This is a genomic window from Mannheimia sp. USDA-ARS-USMARC-1261 (assembly GCF_000521605.1).
GTDB classification, from domain to species: domain Bacteria; phylum Pseudomonadota; class Gammaproteobacteria; order Enterobacterales; family Pasteurellaceae; genus Mannheimia; species Mannheimia indoligenes.
Genome location: NZ_CP006942.1, coordinates 1,940,328 through 1,963,643, shown reverse-complemented (window position 1 = coordinate 1,963,643; position 23,316 = coordinate 1,940,328). Strand labels below are relative to the sequence as shown.

General features: G+C 42.2%; 20 protein-coding genes and 2 rRNA genes. 14 read left to right on the top strand and 8 right to left on the bottom strand.

All coding sequences use genetic code 11. From position 1 onward, the window contains the following. Positions 1-189 precede the first annotated feature (189 nt). The 4 genes from X781_RS09475 (at position 190) to sohB (ending at position 6,029) form a co-directional block, all read left to right on the top strand. A 23S ribosomal RNA gene (locus X781_RS09475) occupies positions 190-3,090 on the top strand. A gap of 145 nt (positions 3,091-3,235) precedes the next feature. Next, positions 3,236-3,351, top strand: a 5S ribosomal RNA gene (gene rrf / locus X781_RS09470). A 420-nt stretch (positions 3,352-3,771) separates the two neighbouring features. Beyond that, entirely contained in the window at positions 3,772-4,953 is a 1,182-nt protein-coding gene (gene lpxB / locus X781_RS09465) for a lipid-A-disaccharide synthase (protein ID WP_025236637.1), read from the top strand. Between the two features lie 23 nt (positions 4,954-4,976). After that, complete coding sequence (gene sohB / locus X781_RS09460; protein WP_025236636.1) at positions 4,977-6,029, top strand: protease SohB; 1,053 nt, start codon at positions 4,977-4,979, stop codon at positions 6,027-6,029. 65 nt (positions 6,030-6,094) lie between these two features. Here sohB and X781_RS09455 read toward each other — a convergent pair whose 3' ends face one another. From X781_RS09455 to X781_RS09435, 5 genes are all read right to left on the bottom strand, one after another. Next, entirely contained in the window at positions 6,095-7,087 is a 993-nt protein-coding gene (locus X781_RS09455; RefSeq protein ID WP_025236635.1) for a peptide ABC transporter ATP-binding protein, read from the bottom strand. 1 nt (position 7,088) lies between these two features. Beyond that, positions 7,089-8,090, bottom strand: a complete 1,002-nt coding sequence (gene dppD / locus X781_RS09450; protein ID WP_025236634.1) for a dipeptide ABC transporter ATP-binding protein — start codon at positions 8,088-8,090, stop codon at positions 7,089-7,091. 10 nt (positions 8,091-8,100) lie between these two features. After that, on the bottom strand, positions 8,101-8,991 hold the full coding sequence (locus tag X781_RS09445; protein ID WP_025236633.1) for an ABC transporter permease subunit: 891 nt from the start codon (positions 8,989-8,991) through the stop codon (positions 8,101-8,103). Positions 8,992-9,095: 104 nt separating this feature from the next. Next, the gene (locus X781_RS09440; RefSeq protein WP_025236632.1) at positions 9,096-10,100 is read right to left on the bottom strand and encodes an ABC transporter permease subunit; all 1,005 of its coding nucleotides are present in this window, start codon (positions 10,098-10,100) and stop codon (positions 9,096-9,098) included. A gap of 262 nt (positions 10,101-10,362) precedes the next feature. Then, positions 10,363-11,964, bottom strand: a complete 1,602-nt coding sequence (locus tag X781_RS09435; RefSeq protein WP_025236631.1) for an ABC transporter substrate-binding protein — start codon at positions 11,962-11,964, stop codon at positions 10,363-10,365. A gap of 219 nt (positions 11,965-12,183) precedes the next feature. Between X781_RS09435 and hda the strand changes: the two genes are divergently transcribed. From hda to X781_RS09400, 7 genes are all read left to right on the top strand, one after another. Continuing rightward, complete coding sequence (gene hda / locus X781_RS09430; RefSeq protein WP_025236630.1) at positions 12,184-12,894, top strand: DnaA regulatory inactivator Hda; 711 nt, start codon at positions 12,184-12,186, stop codon at positions 12,892-12,894. Positions 12,895-13,037: 143 nt separating this feature from the next. Continuing rightward, positions 13,038-13,679 carry a cytochrome c biogenesis heme-transporting ATPase CcmA gene (gene ccmA, locus X781_RS09425; RefSeq protein WP_025236629.1) on the top strand — a complete coding sequence of 214 codons (642 nt, stop codon included), beginning with the start codon at positions 13,038-13,040 and terminating at the stop codon, positions 13,677-13,679. Next, positions 13,676-14,338, top strand: a complete 663-nt coding sequence (gene ccmB, locus X781_RS09420; protein WP_025236628.1) for a heme exporter protein CcmB — start codon at positions 13,676-13,678, stop codon at positions 14,336-14,338. Before ccmA ends, ccmB begins: the two co-directional genes overlap by 4 nt. Before the next feature lie 64 nt (positions 14,339-14,402). Next, positions 14,403-15,140 carry a heme ABC transporter permease gene (locus X781_RS09415; protein WP_025236627.1) on the top strand — a complete coding sequence of 246 codons (738 nt, stop codon included), beginning with the start codon at positions 14,403-14,405 and terminating at the stop codon, positions 15,138-15,140. Between the two features lie 17 nt (positions 15,141-15,157). After that, the gene (ccmD, locus tag X781_RS09410) at positions 15,158-15,352 is read left to right on the top strand and encodes a heme exporter protein CcmD (protein WP_025236626.1); all 195 of its coding nucleotides are present in this window, start codon (positions 15,158-15,160) and stop codon (positions 15,350-15,352) included. 208 nt (positions 15,353-15,560) lie between these two features. Further along, entirely contained in the window at positions 15,561-16,121 is a 561-nt protein-coding gene (gene ccmE, locus X781_RS09405) for a cytochrome c maturation protein CcmE (RefSeq protein ID WP_025236625.1), read from the top strand. Further along, on the top strand, positions 16,118-18,076 hold the full coding sequence (locus X781_RS09400; RefSeq protein WP_025236624.1) for a heme lyase CcmF/NrfE family subunit: 1,959 nt from the start codon (positions 16,118-16,120) through the stop codon (positions 18,074-18,076). Before ccmE ends, X781_RS09400 begins: the two co-directional genes overlap by 4 nt. A gap of 42 nt (positions 18,077-18,118) precedes the next feature. On the opposite strand, the gene X781_RS09395 is transcribed toward X781_RS09400, so the two are convergent. From X781_RS09395 to argS, 3 genes are all read right to left on the bottom strand, one after another. Further along, complete coding sequence (locus X781_RS09395) at positions 18,119-18,736, bottom strand: HI_0552 family protein (protein WP_025236623.1); 618 nt, start codon at positions 18,734-18,736, stop codon at positions 18,119-18,121. Positions 18,737-18,818: 82 nt separating this feature from the next. Continuing rightward, positions 18,819-19,997 (bottom strand): Obg family GTPase CgtA, encoded by a 1,179-nt coding sequence (cgtA, locus tag X781_RS09390; RefSeq protein WP_025236622.1) that lies wholly within the window; start codon positions 19,995-19,997, stop codon positions 18,819-18,821. A gap of 143 nt (positions 19,998-20,140) precedes the next feature. Further along, positions 20,141-21,868 carry an arginine--tRNA ligase gene (gene argS / locus X781_RS09385; RefSeq protein WP_025236621.1) on the bottom strand — a complete coding sequence of 576 codons (1,728 nt, stop codon included), beginning with the start codon at positions 21,866-21,868 and terminating at the stop codon, positions 20,141-20,143. 42 nt (positions 21,869-21,910) lie between these two features. On the opposite strand from argS, the gene X781_RS09380 reads away from it, so the two are divergent. The 3 genes from X781_RS09380 to X781_RS09370 are packed head-to-tail and all read left to right on the top strand — an operon-like array spanning position 21,911 to position 23,297. Next, a complete protein-coding gene (locus tag X781_RS09380) occupies positions 21,911-22,501 on the top strand; it encodes a VOC family protein (RefSeq protein WP_025236620.1) in 591 nt (196 codons plus the stop codon). Positions 22,502-22,526: 25 nt separating this feature from the next. Then, a complete protein-coding gene (locus X781_RS09375; RefSeq protein WP_025236619.1) occupies positions 22,527-22,991 on the top strand; it encodes a glycine zipper 2TM domain-containing protein in 465 nt (154 codons plus the stop codon). Positions 22,992-23,021: 30 nt separating this feature from the next. Further along, the gene (locus X781_RS09370; RefSeq protein ID WP_025236618.1) at positions 23,022-23,297 is read left to right on the top strand and encodes a deoxyribose-phosphate aldolase; all 276 of its coding nucleotides are present in this window, start codon (positions 23,022-23,024) and stop codon (positions 23,295-23,297) included. Positions 23,298-23,316: the final 19 nt, after the last annotated feature.

Sequence of the window (23,316 nt, the reverse complement as noted above, 5' to 3'; positions counted from 1 at the left end):
AGAGATTTTTCAAGTTCACTAAAGCAAAAAGCAAAAAGCAAAAAGCAATAGTGAATAAATTGAAAGTCTGAGTATAAAAAATCTTGAGTGAACAAAAGCACTCAAGTGTTTAGTTGAATAATATCGCTTCAAATAAAATCGTTTGATTGATTTAAATGAAAATTTAAATGAAAACATTTGAGGTTGTATAGTTAAGTGACTAAGCGCACAAGGTGGATGCCTTGGCAATCAGAGGCGAAGAAGGACGTGCTAATCTGCGAAAAGCTTGGATGAGTCGATAAGAGGCGTTTAATCCAAGATATCCGAATGGGGAAACCCAGTAGATGAAGAATCTACTATCATTATCTGAATACATAGGATAATGAGGCAAACCGGGAGAACTGAAACATCTAAGTACCCCGAGGAAAAGAAATCAACCGAGATTTCGTTAGTAGCGGCGAGCGAACGCGAAAGAGCCAGTTAGTGATAGCAAGTTTGTTAGGAGAATGAGCTGGGAAGCTCAATCGTAGAAGGTGATAATCCCGTATCCGAAAACATTCTTGTGGTACTAGGCTAACAACAAGTAGGGCGGGACACGTGATATCCTGTTTGAAGATGGGGGGACCATCCTCCAAGGCTAAATACTCCTGATTGACCGATAGTGAACCAGTACTGTGAAGGAAAGGCGAAAAGAACCCCGGCGAGGGGAGTGAAATAGAACCTGAAACCTTGTGCGTACAAGCAGTGGGAGCAGATTTATTCTGTGACTGCGTACCTTTTGTATAATGGGTCAGCGACTTATATTTTGTAGCAAGGTTAACTGAATAAGGGAGCCGAAGGGAAACCGAGTCTTAACTGGGCGTGTAGTTGCAAGGTATAGACCCGAAACCCGGTGATCTAGCCATGGGCAGGTTGAAGATTGGGTAACACTAATTGGAGGACCGAACCGACTAATGTTGAAAAATTAGCGGATGACTTGTGGCTGGGGGTGAAAGGCCAATCAAACCGGGAGATAGCTGGTTCTCCCCGAAATCTATTTAGGTAGAGCCTTATGTGAATACCTTCGGGGGTAGAGCACTGTTTCGGCTAGGGGTCCATCCCGGATTACCAACCCGATGCAAACTGCGAATACCGAAGAGTAATGCATAGGAGACACACGGTGGGTGCTAACGTCCATCGTGGAGAGGGAAACAACCCAGACCGCCAGCTAAGGTCCCAAAGTACTAGTTAAGTGGGAAACGAAGTGGGAAGGCTTAGACAGCTAGGATGTTGGCTTAGAAGCAGCCATCATTTAAAGAAAGCGTAATAGCTCACTAGTCGAGTCGGCCTGCGCGGAAGATGTAACGGGGCTAAAACTAGTCACCGAAGCTGCGGCATCAATGGATACATTGTTGGGTAGGGGAGCGTTCTGTAAGCGGAAGAAGCTGAATTGAGAAGTTTGGTGGACGTATCAGAAGTGCGAATGCTGACATAAGTAACGACAAAACGAGTGAAAAACTCGTTCGCCGGAAGACCAAGGGTTCCTGTCCAACGTTAATCGGGGCAGGGTGAGTCGGCCCCTAAGGCGAGGCTGAAAAGCGTAGTCGATGGGAAACGGGTTAATATTCCCGTACTTGGTGTAATTGCGATGTGGGGACGGAGAAGGTTAGGTTATCAGGGTGTTGGATATCCCTGTTTAAGTTGGTAGGTGGGAAGATTAGGCAAATCCGGTCTTCCATTAACACTGAGAGATGATGACGAGGCACTACGGTGCTGAAGTAACCGATACCACGCTTCCAGGAAAAGCCACTAAGCGTCAGATTACACTGAACCGTACTATAAACCGACACAGGTGGTCAGGTAGAGAATACTCAGGCGCTTGAGAGAACTCGGGTGAAGGAACTAGGCAAAATAGCACCGTAACTTCGGGAGAAGGTGCGCCGGCGTAGATTGTAGCCCCTCGCGGGTGAAGGTTGAACCGGTCGAAGATACCAGCTGGCTGCAACTGTTTATTAAAAACACAGCACTCTGCAAACACGAAAGTGGACGTATAGGGTGTGATGCCTGCCCGGTGCTGGAAGGTTAATTGATGGTGTTATCGAAAGAGAAGCTCCTGATCGAAGCCCCAGTAAACGGCGGCCGTAACTATAACGGTCCTAAGGTAGCGAAATTCCTTGTCGGGTAAGTTCCGACCTGCACGAATGGCATAATGATGGCCAGGCTGTCTCCACCCGAGACTCAGTGAAATTGAAATCGCCGTGAAGATGCGGTGTACCCGCGGCTAGACGGAAAGACCCCGTGAACCTTTACTATAGCTTGACACTGAACATTGAATTTTGATGTGTAGGATAGGTGGGAGCCTTTGAAGATGACACGCCAGTGTTGTTGGAGGCGTCCTTGAAATACCACCCTTTAACGTTTGATGTTCTAACGAAGTGCTCGGAACGAGTACTCGGACAGTGTCTGGTGGGTAGTTTGACTGGGGCGGTCTCCTCCCAAAGAGTAACGGAGGAGCACGAAGGTTTGCTAATCACGGTCGGACATCGTGAGGTTAGTGCAATGGTATAAGCAAGCTTAACTGCGAGACAGACAAGTCGAGCAGGTGCGAAAGCAGGTCATAGTGATCCGGTGGTTCTGAATGGAAGGGCCATCGCTCAACGGATAAAAGGTACTCCGGGGATAACAGGCTGATACCGCCCAAGAGTTCATATCGACGGCGGTGTTTGGCACCTCGATGTCGGCTCATCACATCCTGGGGCTGAAGTAGGTCCCAAGGGTATGGCTGTTCGCCATTTAAAGTGGTACGCGAGCTGGGTTTAGAACGTCGTGAGACAGTTCGGTCCCTATCTGCCGTGGGCGTTGGAGAATTGGTTGGGGCTGCTCCTAGTACGAGAGGACCGGAGTGGACGCACCGCTGGTGTTTCGGTTGTGTCGCCAGACGCATTGCCGAGTAGCTATGTGCGGAAGAGATAAGTGCTGAAAGCATCTAAGCACGAAACTTGCCAAGAGATGAGTTCTCCCAGACTATAAGTCTGTAAGGGTTGTTGGAGACTACGACGTAGATAGGCGTGGTGTGTAAGCGTAGTGATACGTTGAGCTAACACGTACTAATTGCCCGAGAGGCTTAACTATACAACGCTCAAGTGTTTTTGGAAGCGAAAGCGAGAAAGACGAGAAGCGAAGTAGAGTAAAGACTAAACAGAAGACAAACAAAGAAAAGACGAACAGAGAAAGCATACTCAAAGTAACAGCTTGTTTTTAGATTTTAACGGATTTTCCCGACGACAATAGTGCTGTGGTTCTACCTGATTCCATTCCGAACTCAGAAGTAAAACACAGTAACGTCGATGGTAGTGTGGTGATTCGCCATGTGAGAGTAGAGCATCGTCGGGTTATTAATTTGAAGCGAAAGCGGAAGAGACAGAAGAAAAGAACGAAGATATAAACATAAATAAACAAGGCATAAAGAGCCCCTAAGTAGAGATACTTAGGGGTTTTTGTTTTTTATCTTAGCATAACCATAACCATAACCATAACCATAACCATAACCATAACCATAACCATAACCATAACCATAGCATAGAAGGTTATTTTGCAAAATAAGGTATAAAAATGACCGATTGTTACCTGAAATGAGGTTGCAAGCGGTTGAGTTTTCGGGGAAAGTTGCAAAAGAAAATTTAACTCTTCAATTTAAAATGGCATTAAATTATATTTTACTCCTGTAGCATTAGCACAATATTTTTTTATCAGTTTTTATAATGATTGGCTATAATGGCAGAATTTAAATATTCCTTTTTTATAAATCTAACTATGAAAAACAAATCACCTATTATTGCTCTAGTTGCAGGGGAAGTATCTGGCGATATTCTCGGAGCAGGCCTAATTAAAGCATTAAAAATGCATTATCCAAGTGCTCGTTTTATTGGCGTAGCCGGTCCACGAATGATATCAGCGGGTTGCGAGACTTTGTTTGATATGGAGGAACTTTCGGTTATGGGTTTAGCTGAGGTGGTTAAACATCTTCCAAGATTACTTAAACGCCGTAAACAAGTGATTGATGAAATGCTTCAAGTAAAGCCTGATATTTTTATCGGTATTGATGCACCGGATTTCAATTTAACTGTTGAAGAAAAACTTAAAGCGAGTGGCATTAAAACTATTCATTATGTGAGCCCATCGGTGTGGGCGTGGCGTCAAAAGCGAGTGTTTAAAATTGCCAGAGCAACTAATTTGGTATTGGCATTTCTGCCGTTTGAAAAGGCATTCTATGATAGGTTTAATGTGCCTTGCCGTTTTATTGGTCATACAATGGCAGATGCGATTCCGTTAGAGCCGGAGCGTTCACAAGCCTGTTTATCGCTCAATATTGATGAAAGCAAACGTTATATGGCTATTTTGGTGGGAAGCAGAGGGAGTGAAATTCAGTTTTTAGCTGAACCATTTTTAAAAACCGCTCAGCTTCTAAAGGCTCGCTTTCCTGATTTGCAATTCTTAGTGCCAATGGTTAATAAAAAGCGAATTGCACAATTTAATGAGATTAAAGCACAAATCGCTCCAGAGCTAGAACTTAATATTATTCAAGGCAAGGCTCGTGAAGCGATGATTGCAGCGGAATGTACGCTCTTAGCGTCCGGCACGGCCGCATTAGAGGCAATGTTGTGTAAATCTCCAATGGTAGTTGGCTATAAAATGAAACCGCTTACTTATTGGCTGGCAAAAAGGCTGGTAAAGACGGATTATATTTCTCTACCTAATTTACTTGCTCAAGAACTTCTTGTGCCAGAGCTAATCCAAGAGGAGTGTAATCCGGAGAATTTGGCAAACCATTTAACGGTTTTCCTCGCAGAGGATATGGAAAACCAAGCTAAGAAAGCGGATTTAAAACAGCGATTTGTTGAGCTACACAGGTCAATTCAATGTAATGCAGATGAGCAAGCAGCTCAAGCGGTTGTTGATTTATTAAATTATTCTACAAGCGGTCATATTTATTAATTTTTTTGCAAAAGGGAAGATGTATGTGGAAAGAAGTTTTACTTAATTATGGGATTTTCTTATTAGAATTATTAACGGTTTTCGGTATTGTTGCAGTGGTTGTGATGTTGATTTTGGAATCCAAAAAACAAACTGGAAATGGTACAGTATCCATTACAAATTTAACAAAAAAATATAAGGAACAACAAAAATCGCTTGCAGGATTTTTCTTGAGTGAAGCAGAGCTAAAGCATCAAGAAAAGCAAGAGAAAAAAGCAGAGAAAGAGAAGGCAAAATTTGAGAAGAAGCGTTTAAAAGAAGGGGGAACAAGCGGAGAAGCCCCATCTCGCTTGTTTGTACTGAATTTTAATGGCGATATGATGGCACACGAGGTTAATTCTCTACGCCGAGAAATTGATGCGGTGATTAGCCTTGCCGATCCTGAAAAAGATGAGGTTTTGCTGAAGTTGGAAAGTCCGGGGGGCGTGGTTCACGGTTATGGCTTAGCAGCTTCACAGTTACAACGCTTGCGTGATCGCAATATTCCTTTAATTGCAGCAGTAGATAAAGTTGCTGCAAGTGGAGGTTATATGATGGCTTGTGTGGCAAATAAAATTGTTGCTGCTCCTTTTGCGGTAATTGGATCGGTGGGGGTTGTAGCTCAAGTGCCAAATATTCATCGTTTCCTGAAAAAACACGATATTGATGTGGATGTGATGACAGCAGGCGAATATAAACGTACAGTAACTTTAGTCGGCGAAAATACAGAGAAAGGTAAGCAAAAATTCCAACAAGAATTGGAAGAAACCCATTTATTGTTCAAACAATTTGTCGCTCAACACCGCCCACAATTAGATATTGAAAAAGTAGCAACAGGCGAGCATTGGTTTGGTAAGCAGGCGATTGAGCTGAATTTGGTTGATGAAATTGCAACCAGTGATGATCTTATTTTAAATGCAATCTCTGAGAAAGAGGTAATTGAATTAAAATACAAAGAGAAGAAAAAATTGAGCCAGAAAATCGGCTCACAGCTAGAACAATCTGCGGAAAATGTTTTAACTAAGATCTTAAATAAAGGTCGTTCAACGATAATGTAGTGTCAAGCAAAAGGGCTGAACTTAATCTAGTTCAGCCCTTTTCATTTTAATTAAACCGCTTGTTATTACTCATTTACCACAAAGCAGGCGATGCGAGTGCCATCTGCATAGGTTTTGAGATCTGGCTGGCTGACACGGCATAGATCCGTTGCAAAACGGCAGCGAGCATTGAAAGCACAACCTTTTGGTGGCTTAAGTGGGCTTGGTAATTCGCCTGTTAGCTTAATGCGTTCACGACGTTGATTTGGATCTAAACGTGGTGTTGCTGAAAGCAATGCTTGGGTATAAGGGTGGCGAGGATTACTAAAAATCGTTTTAGTATCGCCTTGTTCAACACAGCGACCTAAATACATCACCATCACTTCATCAGCAATGTGCTCAACAACGGATAAATCGTGAGAAATAAAGACATAAGACAGCCCCATTTCTTCTTGCAGATCCATCATCAAGTTAAGCACTTGGGCTCGAACCGAAACGTCTAATGCGGAAACCGGTTCATCAGCAACTACAATGTCAGGCTGTAGCATCAAGCCACGAGCAATTGCAATTCGCTGGCGTTGTCCACCCGAGAACATATGTGGATAGCGGTCGTAGAACTCAGGTTTTAACCCCACTTTTGCCATCATTTCTAACACGCGATCTTTACGTTCTTTTGCCGACAATTCGGTGTTAATTAACAACGGCTCTTCTAAAATTGCTCCTACTTTTTTGCGAGGATTGAGAGAGCTATATGGATTTTGGAATACAATTTGAATTTTTTTACGGCGTAGCTGAGCAGTTTCTTTATCATTTACTAAGAAATTCTGTCCGTTATAGAATAATTCGCCTTCAGTTGGGCTTTCAATCATTGTGAGCATTCGCCCCAACGTTGATTTTCCACAGCCCGATTCGCCTACAATTGCCAATGTTTTGCCACGCTCAAGCGTAAATGATACGCCATCCACTGCTTTAACTAGCTTTGGCGGTGCGAACATTCCTTTTTTAACGGGGTAATATTTTTTTAGATTAATCGCATCGAGAAGCGGTGCGTTTTTATCATTTTTTTGCAAATCGCTCATTTTAACCTCTCAGATGTTGTTCAAATGCAAGTGGTGTGCCTGCGAGTGTTAGTGGTGTATGACATTTCACTTGGCGACCGTTTAATGTATGTAGCTCCGGTTCAATTTGACGGCATTTATCCGTTGCATAAGGGCAACGAGGATTGAGTAAACAACCCTGTGGTCGGTCATATTTGCCCGGTACAACACCCGGTAGAGATTGCAAACGGGATTTCCCTTCGGCAAATTCAGGTAATGCTTTCAGCAATGCTTGGGTGTAAGGGTGAAGTGGCGAGCTGAAAATTTCCGCCGCTTTGCCTTCTTCAACTACTTGTCCGGCATACATTACGATAATGCGATGAGCCGCTTCCGCAACAAGGGCGAGATCGTGGGTAATGAGAATTAACGCCATATTTTCTTTGCGTTGTAATTCTAACAGTAAGTCGATGATCTGTGCTTGAATGGTTACATCTAATGCGGTTGTTGGCTCATCAGCAATTAATAATTTAGGGTTACAGGCAATTGCCATTGCAATCATCACTCGCTGGCTCATACCGCCCGAAAGTTGATGCGGATAAACCTCTAAACGAGATTCAGGATCGGGAATTCCGACCATTTTGAGTAACTCAATGGCTCGCTCACGGCGACTTGCTTTTGAACCACCTTGATGGACTTTCAACGCTTCCATAATCTGATAGCCTACGGTGTAGCTTGGGTTGAGGCTGGTCATTGCATCTTGGAAAATCATAGACACGTCCGCACCCACAATTTGTTGTTTTTCCTTTGGTTTTAATGCCAACAGATCATTACCATTAAAGTGTAAATTTTCAGCCATTACACGACCGGGAAAGTCAATTAAGCCCATAATCGCTAATGAACTGACCGATTTACCCGAACCTGATTCTCCTACAATGCCTAATACTTCGCCTTCATTGATTTCGTAGCTTACGCGATCCACCGCTTTAAATGGCGTTTTTTCATCGCCAAAATGGACGGAAAGCTGATTAACAGTTAATAATGCCATCTTGTCTCTCCTATTGTTTGAGTTTTGGATCGAGTGCATCACGCAAGCCATCGCCCATTAAGTTGAATGCTAATACAAGTGATAAAATCGCCAGTCCCGGAATGGTAACTAACCAGTTTGCGGATTGCATAAAGCCACGTGATTCTGCCAACATCGTACCCAGTTCAGGTGTTGGGGGCTGAGCCCCAATGCCTAAAAAGCCGAGTGCGGCAAGTTCTAAAATCGCATTTGAAATCCCCATTGTCATTTGAACGATCAGTGGAGCTAAGCAGTTTGGTAAGATAACCACAAACATTAAGCGGAACACACTTGCACCAGCTACACGGGAAGCGGTTACATAATCACGGTTTTTCTCACTTAATACTTGAGCACGAGTTAAACGCACATAGCTTGGAATGGATACTGCCGCAATGGCAATTGCTGCATTGGTGAGTGATGGACCAAGAATGGTTACTACCCCAATGGTTAAAAGTAGGCTTGGAATGGCAAGCATAATATCTACAAATCGCATAATGATAATATCAAGCATACCGCCGTAATAGCCCGCGATTAAGCCTAAAATTACCCCGAATACGCAAGAAAGTAGTACAATGATTAAGCCGATAAAGACGGATAATCTTGCACCGTAAATAATACGAGACAGAATATCACGCCCGATATCATCAGTACCGAGTAAATGAGCGGAATTTCCCCCTTCAAACCAAGCCGGAGGGAGTAGTAATGCACTACGGTTTTGCTCAATTGGGTCAAATGGGGCAACCCAAGGTGCGAACACGCAGGCAACAAAGACAATTGCAATAAAGGTAAGTCCGATTAATGCACCTCGATTTTGACAAAAATAGTACCAAAACTCCTGCAATGGTGTTTTTGGTTTAGGTGCAGATAATGTTATTGAAGACATTCATCACTCCAAAAATAAAAAGATCCCAAATCCTAGAGAACAAGCGGTTGGTTTTTAGATACTTTTTGCAAATTTATAAGCAAAATTAACCGCTTGAAACCTTGTTATGAATGGCGGATTCTTGGGTTTACAATACCGTATATTAAATCTACGGTTAAATTAACTAAAATAATAATAGTGGCTATGATTAATACAGAGCCTTGTAACACAGGGTAATCACGGCTGTTGATGGCATCAATAATCCATTTACCGATGCCAGGCCACGAGAAAATATTTTCGGTTAAAACTGCCCCGGACAAAAGTTGCCCTACAATCAAACCAACAACGGTTACTACTGGAATTAACGCATTTCTCAGGGCATGAACAATCACAATGCGAGTGGTATTCAAGCCTTTAGCTTTTGCGGTGCATATATAATCTTCGCCCAGAACTTCAAGCATTGAAGAACGCGTCATTCGGGTAATCACCGCAAGCGGAATTGTACCCAGTACAATAGCAGGTAAAATTAATGATTTTATCGCTGCTAAAAATGCCCCCGGTTCGTCTGAACGCCAAGTATCAATCAGCATAAAACCTGTTTCGGCTTCAATCCAATATTCAGACGGTAAACGTCCCGAAGCGGGTAAACCCAGCGGGGTAGAAAAATAAAGGATTAGCACTAAGCCCCACCAGAAAATCGGCATAGAGTAACCTGTCAGAGAAAGCGTGGTAACTGTATGCGAAATCCACGACTCTTTTTTAACCGCTGCAATCACGCCTAAGAAGATCCCTAAAATGAGCGACCATAACAATGCAAAAAATGCCAACTCAACAGTTGCAGGGAAAAGGGTAAAAAATTCTTTCAGTACAGGTTCGTTGTTACGAAACGACCTGCCAAGATCACCTTGTAGCACACCGCTGATATAGCTGATGTACTGCTCAAACAATGGTCGGTTTAAGCCAAGCTGTTCCATCATTTGTTGATGAACTTCAGGCGACAATCCACGCTCTCCCATTCGGATCTCAATTGGATCACCGGGAATAAAATGCACAAGGGCAAAAGTAATTAAAGTAATTGCGATAAAGGTGGGAATCACCATTAATACGCGTTTAAGAATAAATTGAAACATTCAAAATCTCTAATATGTTGGGATTTTATAAAGGGTTATCTGACCTCTCGATCTGATTCCTCTCTTTAGAAAAGAGGGATTAGGGGAGATTTGACAGAAGTCATTGCCGGAGAAAATAAATAATCATTCAAAGAGATCTTTTCATTCTCCCATTTCGCAAATCGTTGCTACCAAATCTCCCCCTGCCCCTCTTTGCTAAAGAGGGGAGAACAAGCGGTCAAATTTGTAAAAAAATTCGCAAAATTGACCGCTTGCAGGCAGATTATTTATCCGCAAGCTCTACATTATAGAAGTTATGTAAGCCAAACGGGCTCATTACATAACCTTTTACTTCTTTACGAACCGGGAAGTAAACGGTTGAGTGAGCAATGGTAATCCAAGGAGCTTGCTCTTTGAAGATAACTTGTGCTTGTTTGTAAAGCTCTGTACGTTTTGCTTTGTCGCTTTCTTGAGCCGCACCAAGCACTACGTCTTCAAACGGTTTGTGGCAGAATTTTGAGTAGTTTGAACCAGCTTCAACCGCTGAACAGCTTAATAGTGTGTTCAGGAAGTTATCCGGGTCGCCATTATCGCCTGTCCAACCAATCATTGAAGTTGCTGCTTCGCCTTGACGTAAACGTTTGAGGTATTCACCCCATTCGTAACTTACGATTTTCGCATTCACGCCCACTTTTTTCCAGTCTTCCTGGATAAGTTCAGCCATACGGCGAGCGTTCGGGTTGTACGGGCGAGATACCGGCATTGCCCAAAGTTCTGTGGTAAAGCCGTTCTCAAAGCCTGCTTCTTTTAATAACGCTTTGGCTTTTTCAGGGTTATAGTCATAGTCTTGAACAGCGTCATTGTAACTCCACATTGTTGGTGGAATAGGGTTTTTCGCCACTTGACCGGCACCTTGATACACCGCATCCACAATCGCTTGTTTGTTTACTGCGTGGTTTAAGGCTTGGCGAACTTTTTGATTATCTAACGGTTTAATTGATGAGTTCAATGCAAGATAACCTACGTTCATACCAGATTGGCTCATTAACTCAATGTTGGCATCTTTTTTAAGTGCTTCAACATCCGCAGGGTTAGGATATGGCATTGCGTGGCATTCGCCTTTTTGTAATTTGGCTAAACGTACAGACGCATCTGGTGTAATCGCAAACACTAAACGGTCAATTTTTGCTTTACCCTGCCAGTAGTTTTCAAAAGCTTTGTAACGGACGGTTGAGTCTTTTTGGTAATCAACAAATTGGAACGGACCGCTACCGATTGGGTTAGTATCAATACGCTCCGGTTTACCTGCTTTTAATGATTGTTCGGCATATTCAGCAGAATAAACTGCGTTAAAGTCCATTGCTAAGTTTGCTAAGAACGGGGCATTTGGCACTTTTAAGCTGATTTTAACTGTGTGATCGTCCACTTTTTCCACTTTTTCAATGATATTTTGCATATCCATACCGACAAAGTATTCATAGTTGCCACCTGATACTTTATGGAATGGGTGGTTTGGATCAAGCTGACGGTTGATTGAGAATACCACGTCATCAGCGTTTAATTCACGGCTTGGTTTGAATTCTTTGTTGTCGTGGAATTTTACACCTTTACGTAGGTGGAAAGTATAAATTTTACCATCTTCAGAGATATCCCACTTTTCTGCTAATGATGGGATAACATCGGTTGTGCCTTCTGCAAAGTCCACCAATTTGTTATAGATAGGACGAGCGTTGGCATCAAGGCTTGCACCGTCTGTTACAAGAACAGGGCTCATTGCTGAAGGCGATGCTTCTAAGCAATAGACGAAGGTTTTTGGTGCAGCCATTGCAGTTGCAGAACCTGCAACCGCCATTGCAATTAACGAAAGTTTAGCTAGGTGTTTCATTTTCACTCCTTGAGTTTTATTTATAGATTGAATTACTTTTTTTATGTGAAGTTTTGAATATACAATTTTTTTAGCGAACTGCAATCTTTTTTTAACAAATAGAGGTAGGACTTTATCAAAATTTACAAATGAAATTTGATTGAGCAATTTCCACTTCTCAAAACGGCAGTTTTCCGATATTCTTACAAAGTTTTTGATGGCTGGCTTTAAGGAATATTTTTGCAGTTACCTCTACCGATTTATCAAATTGATGAAGACACTTTCGATAATTTTTACGCAGAGAATAGTGAAGTGTTGCTTGAATCTCTCAAACGGAATTTTGCCGATGTACAACAGCCGTTTTTCTATATTTGGGGCGAAAAAGGTTGTGGTAAAAGTCATTTGTTAAAAGCCGTGAGCAATCACTTTCTTTTAAACCAGCAAACCTCAAGTTACATTCCTTTAACAAAAGCTCATTATTTCTCACCGTTGGTTTTAGATAACGCCGAGCTACTGAATGTGATTTGTTTAGATGATATTCAAGCTATTGCAGGTGATGAGGAATGGGAGCTGGCAATTTTCAACTTATTCAATCAAATTCGAGAACAGCAGGGATTATTTAGTGATGGTATAAAAACCTTGTTGTTAATCAGTGCGAATTGCCCGCCTCATCAATTAAATATTAAATTGCCGGACTTACGCTCCCGTTTAACGTGGGGAGAAGTGTATCAATTAAGTGATCTCACTGACGAACAAAAATGCCATATTTTGCAAGCCAATGCACATCAAAAAGGAATTGAGTTATCCGATGAAGTTGCTCATTTTCTGCTGAAAAAAATAGGGTCTGATTTGGAAGAATTGTCCAAAATATTAGATAAATTAGATCACGCATCTTTACAAGCCCAACGAAAATTAACCATTCCTTTTGTGAAGGAAGCCCTTTCTCTGTAACAAGCGGTTTGATTCTTATCAAAATTTGCAAAAATTTTTGCAAATTTGACCGCTTGCTACCTCTAAATAAGTAACTTATTTGCTACGTTAAAAGAATAGCTTGTGTTACACTTCAGCTAACATTTTTTACCCATTGAGTTATGATGAAGCAAACACCCCAATATCAGCTTAAACTACAGAATATCGCTTGTGAGCGAGGTGAAACCCGTTTATTTGAAGGGTGTAATCTTACTGTAAACAGTGGCGATTGGGTGCAGATTGAAGGGCATAACGGCATCGGTAAAACCAGTCTATTACGTATTTTAGCCGGGCTTTCATTACCTGCTGAAGGCGAAGTGCTGTGGAACGATATTCCCATTCAAAAGCAACGTGATGAATATTATTCGGAACTCTTTTATTTAGGTCATTATTCGGGTGTGAAACCGGAGCTGACTGCGTGGGAGAATTTACGCTTTTTCCAAAAAATTCAACAACTGCCGCAAGATGACGAAGCGTTGTGGGAGGCGTTAAATAAAGTTTCCCTTATCGGGCGAGAAGATTTGCTTTGCTCTCAATTATCAGCAGGGCAACAACGCCGTGTTGCGTTGGCTAAATTATGGCTGACCCAAGCTAAACTTTGGATTTTAGATGAACCTTTTACCGCCATTGATAAAAAAGGGGTAGCAGATTTAATTGCTCATATTGAGCAACATTGTGCCAAAGGCGGATTAGTCATTTTTACCAGCCATCAAGCAGCAGAGAGCGATAAAGTTGCTATTATTTCTTTAGATCAATTTAAAGTATGATTTTATTTAGCATTATTCAGCGTGAATTAACCATTGCCTTTCGCAAACCATCGGAAATTTTAAATCCGCTTTGGTTTTTTTTAATGGTGATTACTGTATTCCCGATTTTAATGGGACCAAATCCTGAATTATTGGGCAAAATTGCCGGTGGCATTGCGTGGGTAGCGGCACTCCTTTCTGCATTGCTTTCGTTTGAACGTTTATTTCGAGATGATTATTTAGACGGCTCACTTGAACAATTAATGTTATTGCCGTTAGGTTTACCGCAAGTGGCATTGGCGAAAGTGATTGCTCACTGGATTTTAACCGGCTTGCCGTTGATTTTACTTTCCCCCATTGCGGCAATTTTGCTCTCGCTAGAAACCCACGTTTGGTGGGCGTTAGTGATGACATTATTACTCGGCACACCGATTTTAAGCTGCTTAGGGGCAATTGGCGTGGCATTGACTGTAGGATTACGCAAAGGTGGTACTTTGTTAAGCCTATTGATTTTACCGTTATTTCTACCGGTATTAATTTTTGCCGCCGCAGTGCTTGAAGCCGCTACCCTGAATATGGGCTACAGCGGACAACTTGCGATTATCGGTGCAATTTTAGCGGTTACTTTAACTTTTTCGCCATTTGCGATTGCAGGGGCGTTAAGGATTAGTTTGAACTAGATTTGAAAGCAGTAATTTTACAAAAATAAGTAAATAAACATTTCATTTATTACGGAGTTTTTCTATGTGGAAATGGTTACACCCTTACGCAAAATCTGAAACACAGTATCATTTGCTAGGGAAAATCCAACCGTTTTTGGGTTGGTTAAGTTTAATTATGTTAGCGGTGGCTTTTGTGTGGGGGCTTGCTTACGCACCGAAAGATTACCAACAGGGCGATAGCTACCGTATTATCTTTATTCACGTGCCGGGGGCGATTTGGTCGATGGGTGTATATGGCTCAATGGCAGTAGCGGGCTTAGTTGCTTTAGTTTGGCAAATTCGCCAAGCGAATTTGGCGATGATTTCAATGGCACCGATTGGCTTGGTGTTCGCCTTTATTTCGCTTGCCACAGGGGCAATTTGGGGCAAACCGATGTGGGGAACTTGGTGGGTGTGGGATGCTCGCTTAACTTCTGCCTTAGTGCTTTTTTTCCTTTATATTGGCGTGATGGCTCTTTACTCAGCCTTTCAAGATAAACAGACTGGGGCAAAAGCTGCTGCGGTGCTTTCGGTGGTTGGGGTAATTAACCTGCCGATTATTCACTTCTCGGTAGAGTGGTGGAACACGCTGCATCAAGGTGCAACCATTACTAAGCTTGACAAGCCGTCAATGGCGGTCGAAATGCTCATTCCGTTATTACTGGCGATTTTTGGCTCATTGATTTTTACTGTGTGGTTTAGTATTTGGCGTTATCGTATCGCATTATTAAAAGATGAACGTAATCGCCCTTGGGTTAAAAATTTAGCAAAAGCAGTGTAAGAAAGTAGGAGATAGAGATGACTTTTCAATTTGAATCAATTAGCGAATTTTTCGCAATGGGTGGTTACGGTTTCTATGTTTGGCTCTCTTATGCCATTACCTTTATTGCAATGGGAGTACTGATTTGGTTAAGCCGCCGTGAACACAAGGCAATTTTAGCTCAAGCGAAAAAAGAGCTGGCAAGAGAAGAAAAGCTTAAACAACCACTTTAATAGGCAATACAAGCGGTTAAAAAACGTTAAAATTTTGCAAATATCGCATTAATACTTCTTTATAGGTATTTGGTTTGAGAAATCGCAAAACTTCCTTCAAATTTAGGGAATGTTTTGCGATTTTTTGTTATGCTTATAGTTGGTTATATTTTTAATTTTTTAATGCAATAGCATTTATTTTAAGCATTTATTTTTAAGGGTGATTACGATGAATCCAAGACGAAAATCAAGATTGAAAGTAGTACTTTCAGTATTGCTTGGGCTTTCTGTGGCAGCAGGATTGACACTTTATGCGTTAAGCCAAAATATCGATCTTTTCTACACACCATCTGAAATTGTCAATGGTAAAAATGATGATCCTAAACAAAAACCGGAAGTCGGGCAGCGTATTCGTGTTGGCGGAATGGTTGTGGAAGATACGGTCAAGCGTGATGATAAAACTTTAAAAGTGGTGTTTGATTTAAATGATGTTGGACCTTCTATTACGGTAGAATACGAAGGTATTTTGCCGGATTTATTCCGTGAAGGGCAGGGTATTGTGGCACAGGGCGTGCTCATTGAGCCAACACGTTTAAAAGCAACCGAAGTATTGGCAAAACACGATGAAAACTATATGCCACCGGAATTGGGCGATAAGTTGAAAGATCAACATAAAAAATCGGGTGTTTCAGAGCAAGATTTAAAAGGCGAATCAGAAACTGATCGCAAAATGAAAGCGGAAGCCGAAGCCGAAGCCCAAAAAGCTAATATGCAAGGGGAAACTAAATGATTGCGGAATTAGGCAATTATGCTTTGGCACTTGCCTTAGCTATTTCTGTGTTATTAGCCATTCTGCCGATTTGGGGGGCAGAAAAACATAATAGCACTTTAATTGCCCTAGCCAGACCAATGACGTGGGCGATGTTTTTAGCTTTAACCGTCTCTTTTGGTTCATTATTTTACTTATTTGCGGTAAACGATTTTACTGTGCAATATGTGGTAAATAACTCAAATAGTCGTTTACCCCTTCAATATCGCCTTTCTGCCGTATGGGGTGCTCACGAAGGCTCGCTCTTACTCTGGGTTTGGTTGCTTTCGCTTTGGTCGATAGGGGTTGCGACTTTTACTCGTAAAATGCCGGAAGATGCAGTTGCTCGTGTGTTAGGTTTAATGGGGATGATCAGCATCGGCTTTTTGGTGTTTGTGATTTTTACTTCCAACCCGTTTGATCGCACATTCCCGAATTTCCCGGTTGATGGCAAAGAATTAAACCCAATGTTGCAAGATGTGGGCTTAATTTTCCACCCGCCGCTGCTTTATATGGGGTATGTAGGGTTCTCGGTTGCCTTCGCCTTTGCGATTGCTTCATTAATGACGGGTCGTTTAGATACCGCTTGGGCTAGATGGTCTCGTCCTTGGACAATGGCAGCGTGGGTGTTTTTAACGCTCGGTATCGTGCTAGGCTCTTGGTGGGCATATTACGAACTCGGCTGGGGGGGCTGGTGGTTCTGGGACCCGGTGGAAAATGCTTCACTTATGCCGTGGATTGCCGGTACGGCATTAATTCACTCATTAGCGGTAACTGAAAAGCGTGGCACATTTAAAGCGTGGACGGTGTTATTAGCCATTCTCGCCTTCTCCCTCTGTTTAGTGGGAACATTCTTAGTTCGTTCAGGTATTTTAGTTTCAGTTCACGCTTTCGCATCAGACCCAACGAGAGGGCTATATATCTTGGCTTATCTAGTTGTGGTAGTAGGTGGTTCATTATTGTTATATGCGTTTAAAGGCTCGCAAATTAAAAGTCTTGATAACTACGAACGCTATTCGCGTGAAACAATGTTATTAATCAATAATATTTTATTGATGGCATTTTTATCGGTAGTATTCTTGGGGACTTTATTACCGCTTGTTCATAAGCAAATCGGTTTAGGTACAATCTCAATTGGTGCACCGTTCTTTGACCAAATGTTTATGATTTTAATGGTGCCTTTTGCATTTGTGCTGGGAATTGGACCGCTTGTGAAATGGCGTCGAGACCAAGTTTCTGTCATTCGTAAACCAGTAATTATTACCTTGATTTTAATGGCTTTGCTTGGCTTTGCTCTTCCTTATCTATTCCGCAATACGATTACCGTAAGCGTTGTGCTTGGCACAATGATGTCGGTCTTTATCGTATTATTGAGCTTATATGAATTGCAACAACGAGCTACGCACCGTCATTCATTCTTTGCTGGATTATTCAAGCTTTCCCGCTCACATTGGGGAATGGTGTTAGCTCATCTCGGTGTGGCGATGACGGTATTTGGTATTACCTTTAGCCAAAACTTCAGTGTCGAACGAGATGTGAGAATGAATGTGGGTGATAAAGCTGAAATTTTAGATTATCAATTTGAATTTAAAGGCATCAAAATTACCGATGGTGCAAACTATCAAGGCGGTACGGCTGAGCTTGAAATTACCCACAACGGCAAGTATGAAGCCACACTCAATGCAGAAAAACGTTTTTATAACGTCAGTAAAATGGGAATGACTGAAGCGGCTATCGACTGGGGCTTCACTCGCGACCTCTACGCTGCATTAGGAGAAAAACTTGAAGATAATTCTTGGGCGGTTCGCTTATATTATAAACCGTTTATCCGCTGGATTTGGATTGGCGGACTCTTTATGGGGTTGGGAGGATTACTCTGTATGATGGACAAACGCTATCGTTTACGTCTACAAAATAAAGATGTTGCAACGGCATAAATTTAAAGGACTAAGCTTAACGGCTTAGTCCTTTTGTTTTATCTATTGATGACACTTTTCATAAAGCGGCAGCAGATCTCGAATTGCCTGATAAATAAACTCTACTACATCCGTTTTATCTAAATCATCCTTTTCTAAATTTCTCCCGATACACCAAAAATCTTCTTCATCTTTTAAGGCAAATTCGTTTTCGGAAAAGGTTTTTACTTGGCGGAAATCAGCATATTCACTCTCACTTCCGTTCCAAACATCAAAATCGGCAAAGCGTTCTCGATCTAAATCTTCCCACCATTGATTATATTGATGCACGTTAATCTGCGAGCGGTCAGCCCGATAGCAATGCCAATCAAGGCTCACCTGCAACCTGCGGCGGTTAAGAATGACGGAAATAATCGCTGCCGAATTTTGGTTAAATTCATATTTGTAATAGGCAAAAAAGTGAGCCCTAACTTGCCAGCCGTTGCACCAACGCTCAATATGTGGCTCGCTAAAAGGCTGCCCTAGCTGACGGTGGATTTCAAGATGCAGGTTCTTCCAAATTTCCCAATGGGTTTTATAATCCGCCTTAATACGCGGAATTTCCTCGGGGCAATATTTTTTCAGCTGAGCAAATTGGAAGAACGGAATATTAAATAAATCGCAAGATTCTGATGTGAGCATAAGCTTTCCTTAAAAACACAAGCGGTTGTTTTACCTCAGAAATTTGCAAATTTCCAGTTAAAAACAACCGCTTGTACTTAAATTAACGACGTTCGTAAATAAACTCTACGCCTTCATCGTCTTCTTCAGACCAATCATCGTCCCAGTCGTCATCCCAATCTTCTTCCACTGCATTTTGCATGGCTTCGTTGTGGTAGTCTTCCCATTTGAATTTCACTTCATCCGCTGCTTTATTTTCTTCTTCCACTTCACGCGGATTCGCTTCAATGAAATCCATAATATCACGGGTAAGATTTTGCACGTTCTGACCGGTAGCAGCGGAGATTAGGTAATAATCGCTTTCCCAGCCGATTTGCTCGGCAATCTCTTTGGCTCGTTCAGCGGCTTCTTCTTCGCCGATGGTGTCGATTTTGTTGAACACTAACCAAGTCGGTTTTTCGGAGAGTTTTTCGCTGTATTGGTAAAGCTCAGATTCAATGACTGAAATATTGTGAGCCGGGTCGCTTTCATCAATCGGCATAATATCCACAAGGTGAATTAGAATGCGGCAACGCTCTAAGTGCTTGAGGAAGCGGATACCTAAGCCAGCCCCTTCCGCTGCACCCTCGATCAAGCCCGGAATATCGGCAACCACGAAGCTGCGATCTGCCCCCACACGAGCCACGCCTAAACTTGGCACAAGGGTAGTGAACGGATAATCTGCCACTTTCGGTTTGGCGGCAGAGACGCTGCGGATAAAGGTTGATTTACCGGCGTTCGGCAAGCCGAGCATTCCCACATCGGCAAGCAGCATTAACTCTAACAATAAATCACGTTTCTCGCCCGGTGTGCCGTTGGTTTTTTGGCGTGGAGCACGGTTTACCGAAGATTTGAAACGAGTGTTGCCCAAGCCGTGATAGCCGCCTTTTGCCACCAACATTTTCATTCCGTGGCGGGTTAAATCGCCGATCACCTCTTGGGTGTCGTTGTCAATCGCACGGGTTCCGACTGGCACACGCAAGGTGATGTCGTTACCACGATGACCGGTACAGCCTGCACTGCGACCGTTTTCACCACGCCCTGCAGCATAACGTTTTTCAAAGCGGTAGTCGATCAGGGTGTTAAGGTTTTCATCTGCGATTAAGTAAACATCGCCACCATCGCCACCATCGCCACCGTCCGGTCCGCCTTTCGGGATATATTTTTCACGGCGAAAACTCACACAGCCGTTTCCGCCATCGCCTGCTTCAACACGAATCAGGGCTTCGTCAATAAATTTCATTTTGTTATCCTTTGGTCTTGGAGCGAAAAATATTTCGTTCCGCTGTATCTTTGAGAAGCAAATAATGATTTGCCCCTACGGATGCAAATTTTTTCTAAAATATAACCGCTTGTAGGGGCGAAATATTTTTCGCCCTGCGGAAATTACATCTTCTCTACCGTTTTAATACCGAGTAAATCCAAACCTTGTTTTAAAGTCTTAGCGGTTAATGCGGCTAAGGCTAAGCGGCTGTTTTTCACATTTTCTTCGGCATTGAGAATAGGGCAAGCCTCGTAGAAACTGGAGAATGTGCCGGCTAATTCGTATAAGTATTGGCAGAGAATATGCGGCATACCGTCTTTTGCCACTCCGTTTAGTGCTTCTTCAAATTGCAGTAATTTCACCGCTAAAGTACGTTCTTTATCTTCGCTAAGTTGAATTTTAGCATTTAAGCTGTCGGCATTAATGCCGGCACGGGCGAAAATTGAGCGAATACGGGTGTAGGCATATTGCATATAAGGGGCAGTATTGCCTTCAAACGTCAGCATATTGTCCCAATCGAACACATAGTCGGTGGTGCGGTTTTTCGATAGATCGGAATATTTTACCGAGCCGATTGCCACAGCTTCCACTACTGCCGCTTTCTCTTCCGCGGTTAAATCTGTAGAACGTTCTGAAATCAGTTTATCCGCACGCTCTACCGCTTCGTCTAATAGATCTTTCAGTTTAACTGTGCCACCGCTGCGGGTTTTAAACGGTTTACCGTCTTTGCCTAACATCATTCCGAAGAATGGATGTTCAAGGCTGAAACCTTCCGGCACATAGCCTGCTTTGCGGGTAATTAACCACGCTTGTTGCATATGTTGGGCTTGGCGGCTGTCGGAGAACACTAATGCACGGTCGGCTTTTAAGGTTTCATAGCGATATTTTGCAGCGGCAATGTCGGTGGTGGTGTAAAGGAAACCACCATCTTTTTTCTGCACAATCACGCCCATTGGGTCGCCGTCTTTGTTTTTAAATTCATCTAAGAACACCACCAACGCACCATCATCTTCCACCGCTAAGCCTCTGGCTTTGAGGTCGGCAACAATTTCAGGCAACATTGGGTTGTAAAGACTTTCGCCCATTACATCTTTTTCCGTTAAGGTTACGTTTAGGCGATTGTAGTTCTCTTGGTTGTGGTGCATTGTGATGTCCACGAGCTTTTTCCACATCGTTAAGCAATACTTATCGCCACTTTGCAATTTCACCACATAATTGCGGGCTTTTTCGGCAAAAACTTCATCGGAATCATAATGCTCTTTAGCTGCTCGGTAGAAGGCTTCCAAATCGCTTAATTCCATCTCACTGGCGTGTTCGTTTTCCATTTTTTCAAGGTAAGCGATAAGCATACCGAATTGGGTTCCCCAGTCGCCCACGTGGTTGGCACGAATCACGTTATTGCCTAGAAATTTAAGGGTTCGAACTACTGCGTCGCCAATAATGGTTGAGCGTAAATGCCCTACGTGCATCTCTTTTGCTACGTTTGGAGAAGAGTAGTCGATGACAATAGTCTGCGGATTTGCAGTTTTTATCCCAAAATTGACCGCTTGTAATGCACTATTGGCATTTTGAGCCAGCCATTTTTGGTTTAAGAAGATGTTGATAAAGCCCGGACCAGCAATTTCTAATTTGTCCGCAACGCCGTTTAAGTCTGCGTTATCTAAGATTTTTTGAGCAAACTCACGAGGGTTCATGCCTAATTTTTTTGCTGCCCCCATTGCTCCATTGGCTTGATAATCGCCAAATTCCGGTTTACCTGATTGACGCACTAACGGTTCTACATTTTCGTCTGCCCCTGCTGCAATCATTGCCTGTTTAATTTTATCTGATAGAATTTGTTGAATATTCACTGATTTAACCTATTAAATTCGATTTACAAAAAAATGGACAAGATTATAGCAGAAAATGCAAAATTTTTCGAGAAAATGACCGCTTGTTTTGGTGATTTATCTCAGTTTGAGCAAAAAATTCAACAAATTGCCGATATTGCCAGCATTGATTTATCCCTTTATCAAATCGATCATCTAGCGGTCAGAATGAATCAACACGAAACTGCCGAGCAATGGAAAAGCCTTTTATTAGAAGGGGCGAGCTTGTTGAAGGAAAGCGAAGTGAATGGCAGACCGATTGGTTTATTTACCTTAGATCAAGCGGTTAAATTTTGCGGACAAAATGTAAAGATTGTTGAGCTCCCTTTCCCGAAAGATAAAGTTTATCCTGAGGAAGGCTGGGAGCATATTGAGGTAGTATTCCCGATTTTAGCAGATGAAAATGCAGAGCAATGGGTGGAAAGAGCTTTATCACACTTTGGTTTGGTAGAAAATTCCAATCTGAAATTAAAAATTAGCCAGCCGAAAGTAGAAGGGGAAAGATTACCGAATCCAAGTATTGCGATGAGTTTGAGAAATGTAACTTTTTGTAATCTTTGTTGTCTAAAGCTGCACCCTTATGATATAAACAACATAATTATGTCAGAAATGTAATTTTTTGGTATTTCGGAGAATTAAAATGAAAAAATTAGCTTTAGCAGCGGCGTTAATGTCAAGTTTTGTGTTAGTTGGTTGTGCTAATACAGATATTTATAGTGGCAGTGTATATTCTGGATCACAAGCCAAAGAAGCTCGCTCTATCTCTTATGGTACAATTTTATCTGTGCGTGATGTTAAAATCCAAGCTGATAGTCAAGGTGTAATTGGTACTGTTGGTGGTGGCGTATTAGGCGGTATTGCAGGTAGCGGTGTTGGTGGTGGTACAGGTCAAGCTATTGCAACAGCAGTAGGTGCGATTGCAGGTTCTGTAATCGGTAGCCAAGTAGAACAAAAAGCGAGCCAAGTTTCTTCTTTAGAAATGGTGATTCGCAAAGATGATGGTAAAGAAATCGTTGTAGTTCAAAAGAAAGAAGACGGTTTTGTGCCTGGCAAACGTGTGAGAATTGTAGGGTCTAACTCAGATCTGAATGTATCTCTCCTTTAATTTTTAGTTTTTCCTAGAGGATATATTATAATGAAAAAACTTTCTTTAGCAGTATTAGCAACTTTCGCTTTAGCAGCTTGTACTGCTGATGTGTACTCTGATAAAGGTAATGCAACTGTATTATCTAGCAAAGAAGTATCTCCGGAAGTTGTTGAATTGACTATTCAAAGAGATAACGGTGAAGTAGTAACTTTAACACGTGAATACGATGCTCATGCAGCAGTAGGTGCTCGTATCCATCTTGCTGATGAGATCCAAAAGCAAGATTCAGACGTGAAAACTATTCGACGTTACGAATTTAAATAATTCCGTTTAAATCACTATA

Excerpts from the sequence above, each read along its gene's own strand:
- lpxB (WP_025236637.1), top strand. The coding sequence starts at position 3,772 with ATGAAAAACAAATCACCTATTATTGCTCTAGTTGCAGGGGAAGTATCT.
- sohB (WP_025236636.1), top strand. The coding sequence starts at position 4,977 with ATGTGGAAAGAAGTTTTACTTAATTATGGGATTTTCTTATTAGAATTA.
- X781_RS09455 (WP_025236635.1), bottom strand. The coding sequence starts at position 7,087 with ATGAGCGATTTGCAAAAAAATGATAAAAACGCACCGCTTCTCGATGCG.
- dppD (WP_025236634.1), bottom strand. The coding sequence starts at position 8,090 with ATGGCATTATTAACTGTTAATCAGCTTTCCGTCCATTTTGGCGATGAA.
- X781_RS09445 (WP_025236633.1), bottom strand. The coding sequence starts at position 8,991 with ATGTCTTCAATAACATTATCTGCACCTAAACCAAAAACACCATTGCAG.
- X781_RS09440 (WP_025236632.1), bottom strand. The coding sequence starts at position 10,100 with ATGTTTCAATTTATTCTTAAACGCGTATTAATGGTGATTCCCACCTTT.
- X781_RS09435 (WP_025236631.1), bottom strand. The coding sequence starts at position 11,964 with ATGAAACACCTAGCTAAACTTTCGTTAATTGCAATGGCGGTTGCAGGT.
- ccmA (WP_025236629.1), top strand. The coding sequence starts at position 13,038 with ATGAAGCAAACACCCCAATATCAGCTTAAACTACAGAATATCGCTTGT.
- ccmB (WP_025236628.1), top strand. The coding sequence starts at position 13,676 with ATGATTTTATTTAGCATTATTCAGCGTGAATTAACCATTGCCTTTCGC.
- X781_RS09415 (WP_025236627.1), top strand. The coding sequence starts at position 14,403 with ATGTGGAAATGGTTACACCCTTACGCAAAATCTGAAACACAGTATCAT.
- ccmD (WP_025236626.1), top strand. The coding sequence starts at position 15,158 with ATGACTTTTCAATTTGAATCAATTAGCGAATTTTTCGCAATGGGTGGT.
- ccmE (WP_025236625.1), top strand. The coding sequence starts at position 15,561 with ATGAATCCAAGACGAAAATCAAGATTGAAAGTAGTACTTTCAGTATTG.
- X781_RS09400 (WP_025236624.1), top strand. The coding sequence starts at position 16,118 with ATGATTGCGGAATTAGGCAATTATGCTTTGGCACTTGCCTTAGCTATT.
- X781_RS09395 (WP_025236623.1), bottom strand. The coding sequence starts at position 18,736 with ATGCTCACATCAGAATCTTGCGATTTATTTAATATTCCGTTCTTCCAA.
- cgtA (WP_025236622.1), bottom strand. The coding sequence starts at position 19,997 with ATGAAATTTATTGACGAAGCCCTGATTCGTGTTGAAGCAGGCGATGGC.
- X781_RS09375 (WP_025236619.1), top strand. The coding sequence starts at position 22,527 with ATGAAAAAATTAGCTTTAGCAGCGGCGTTAATGTCAAGTTTTGTGTTA.
- X781_RS09370 (WP_025236618.1), top strand. The coding sequence starts at position 23,022 with ATGAAAAAACTTTCTTTAGCAGTATTAGCAACTTTCGCTTTAGCAGCT.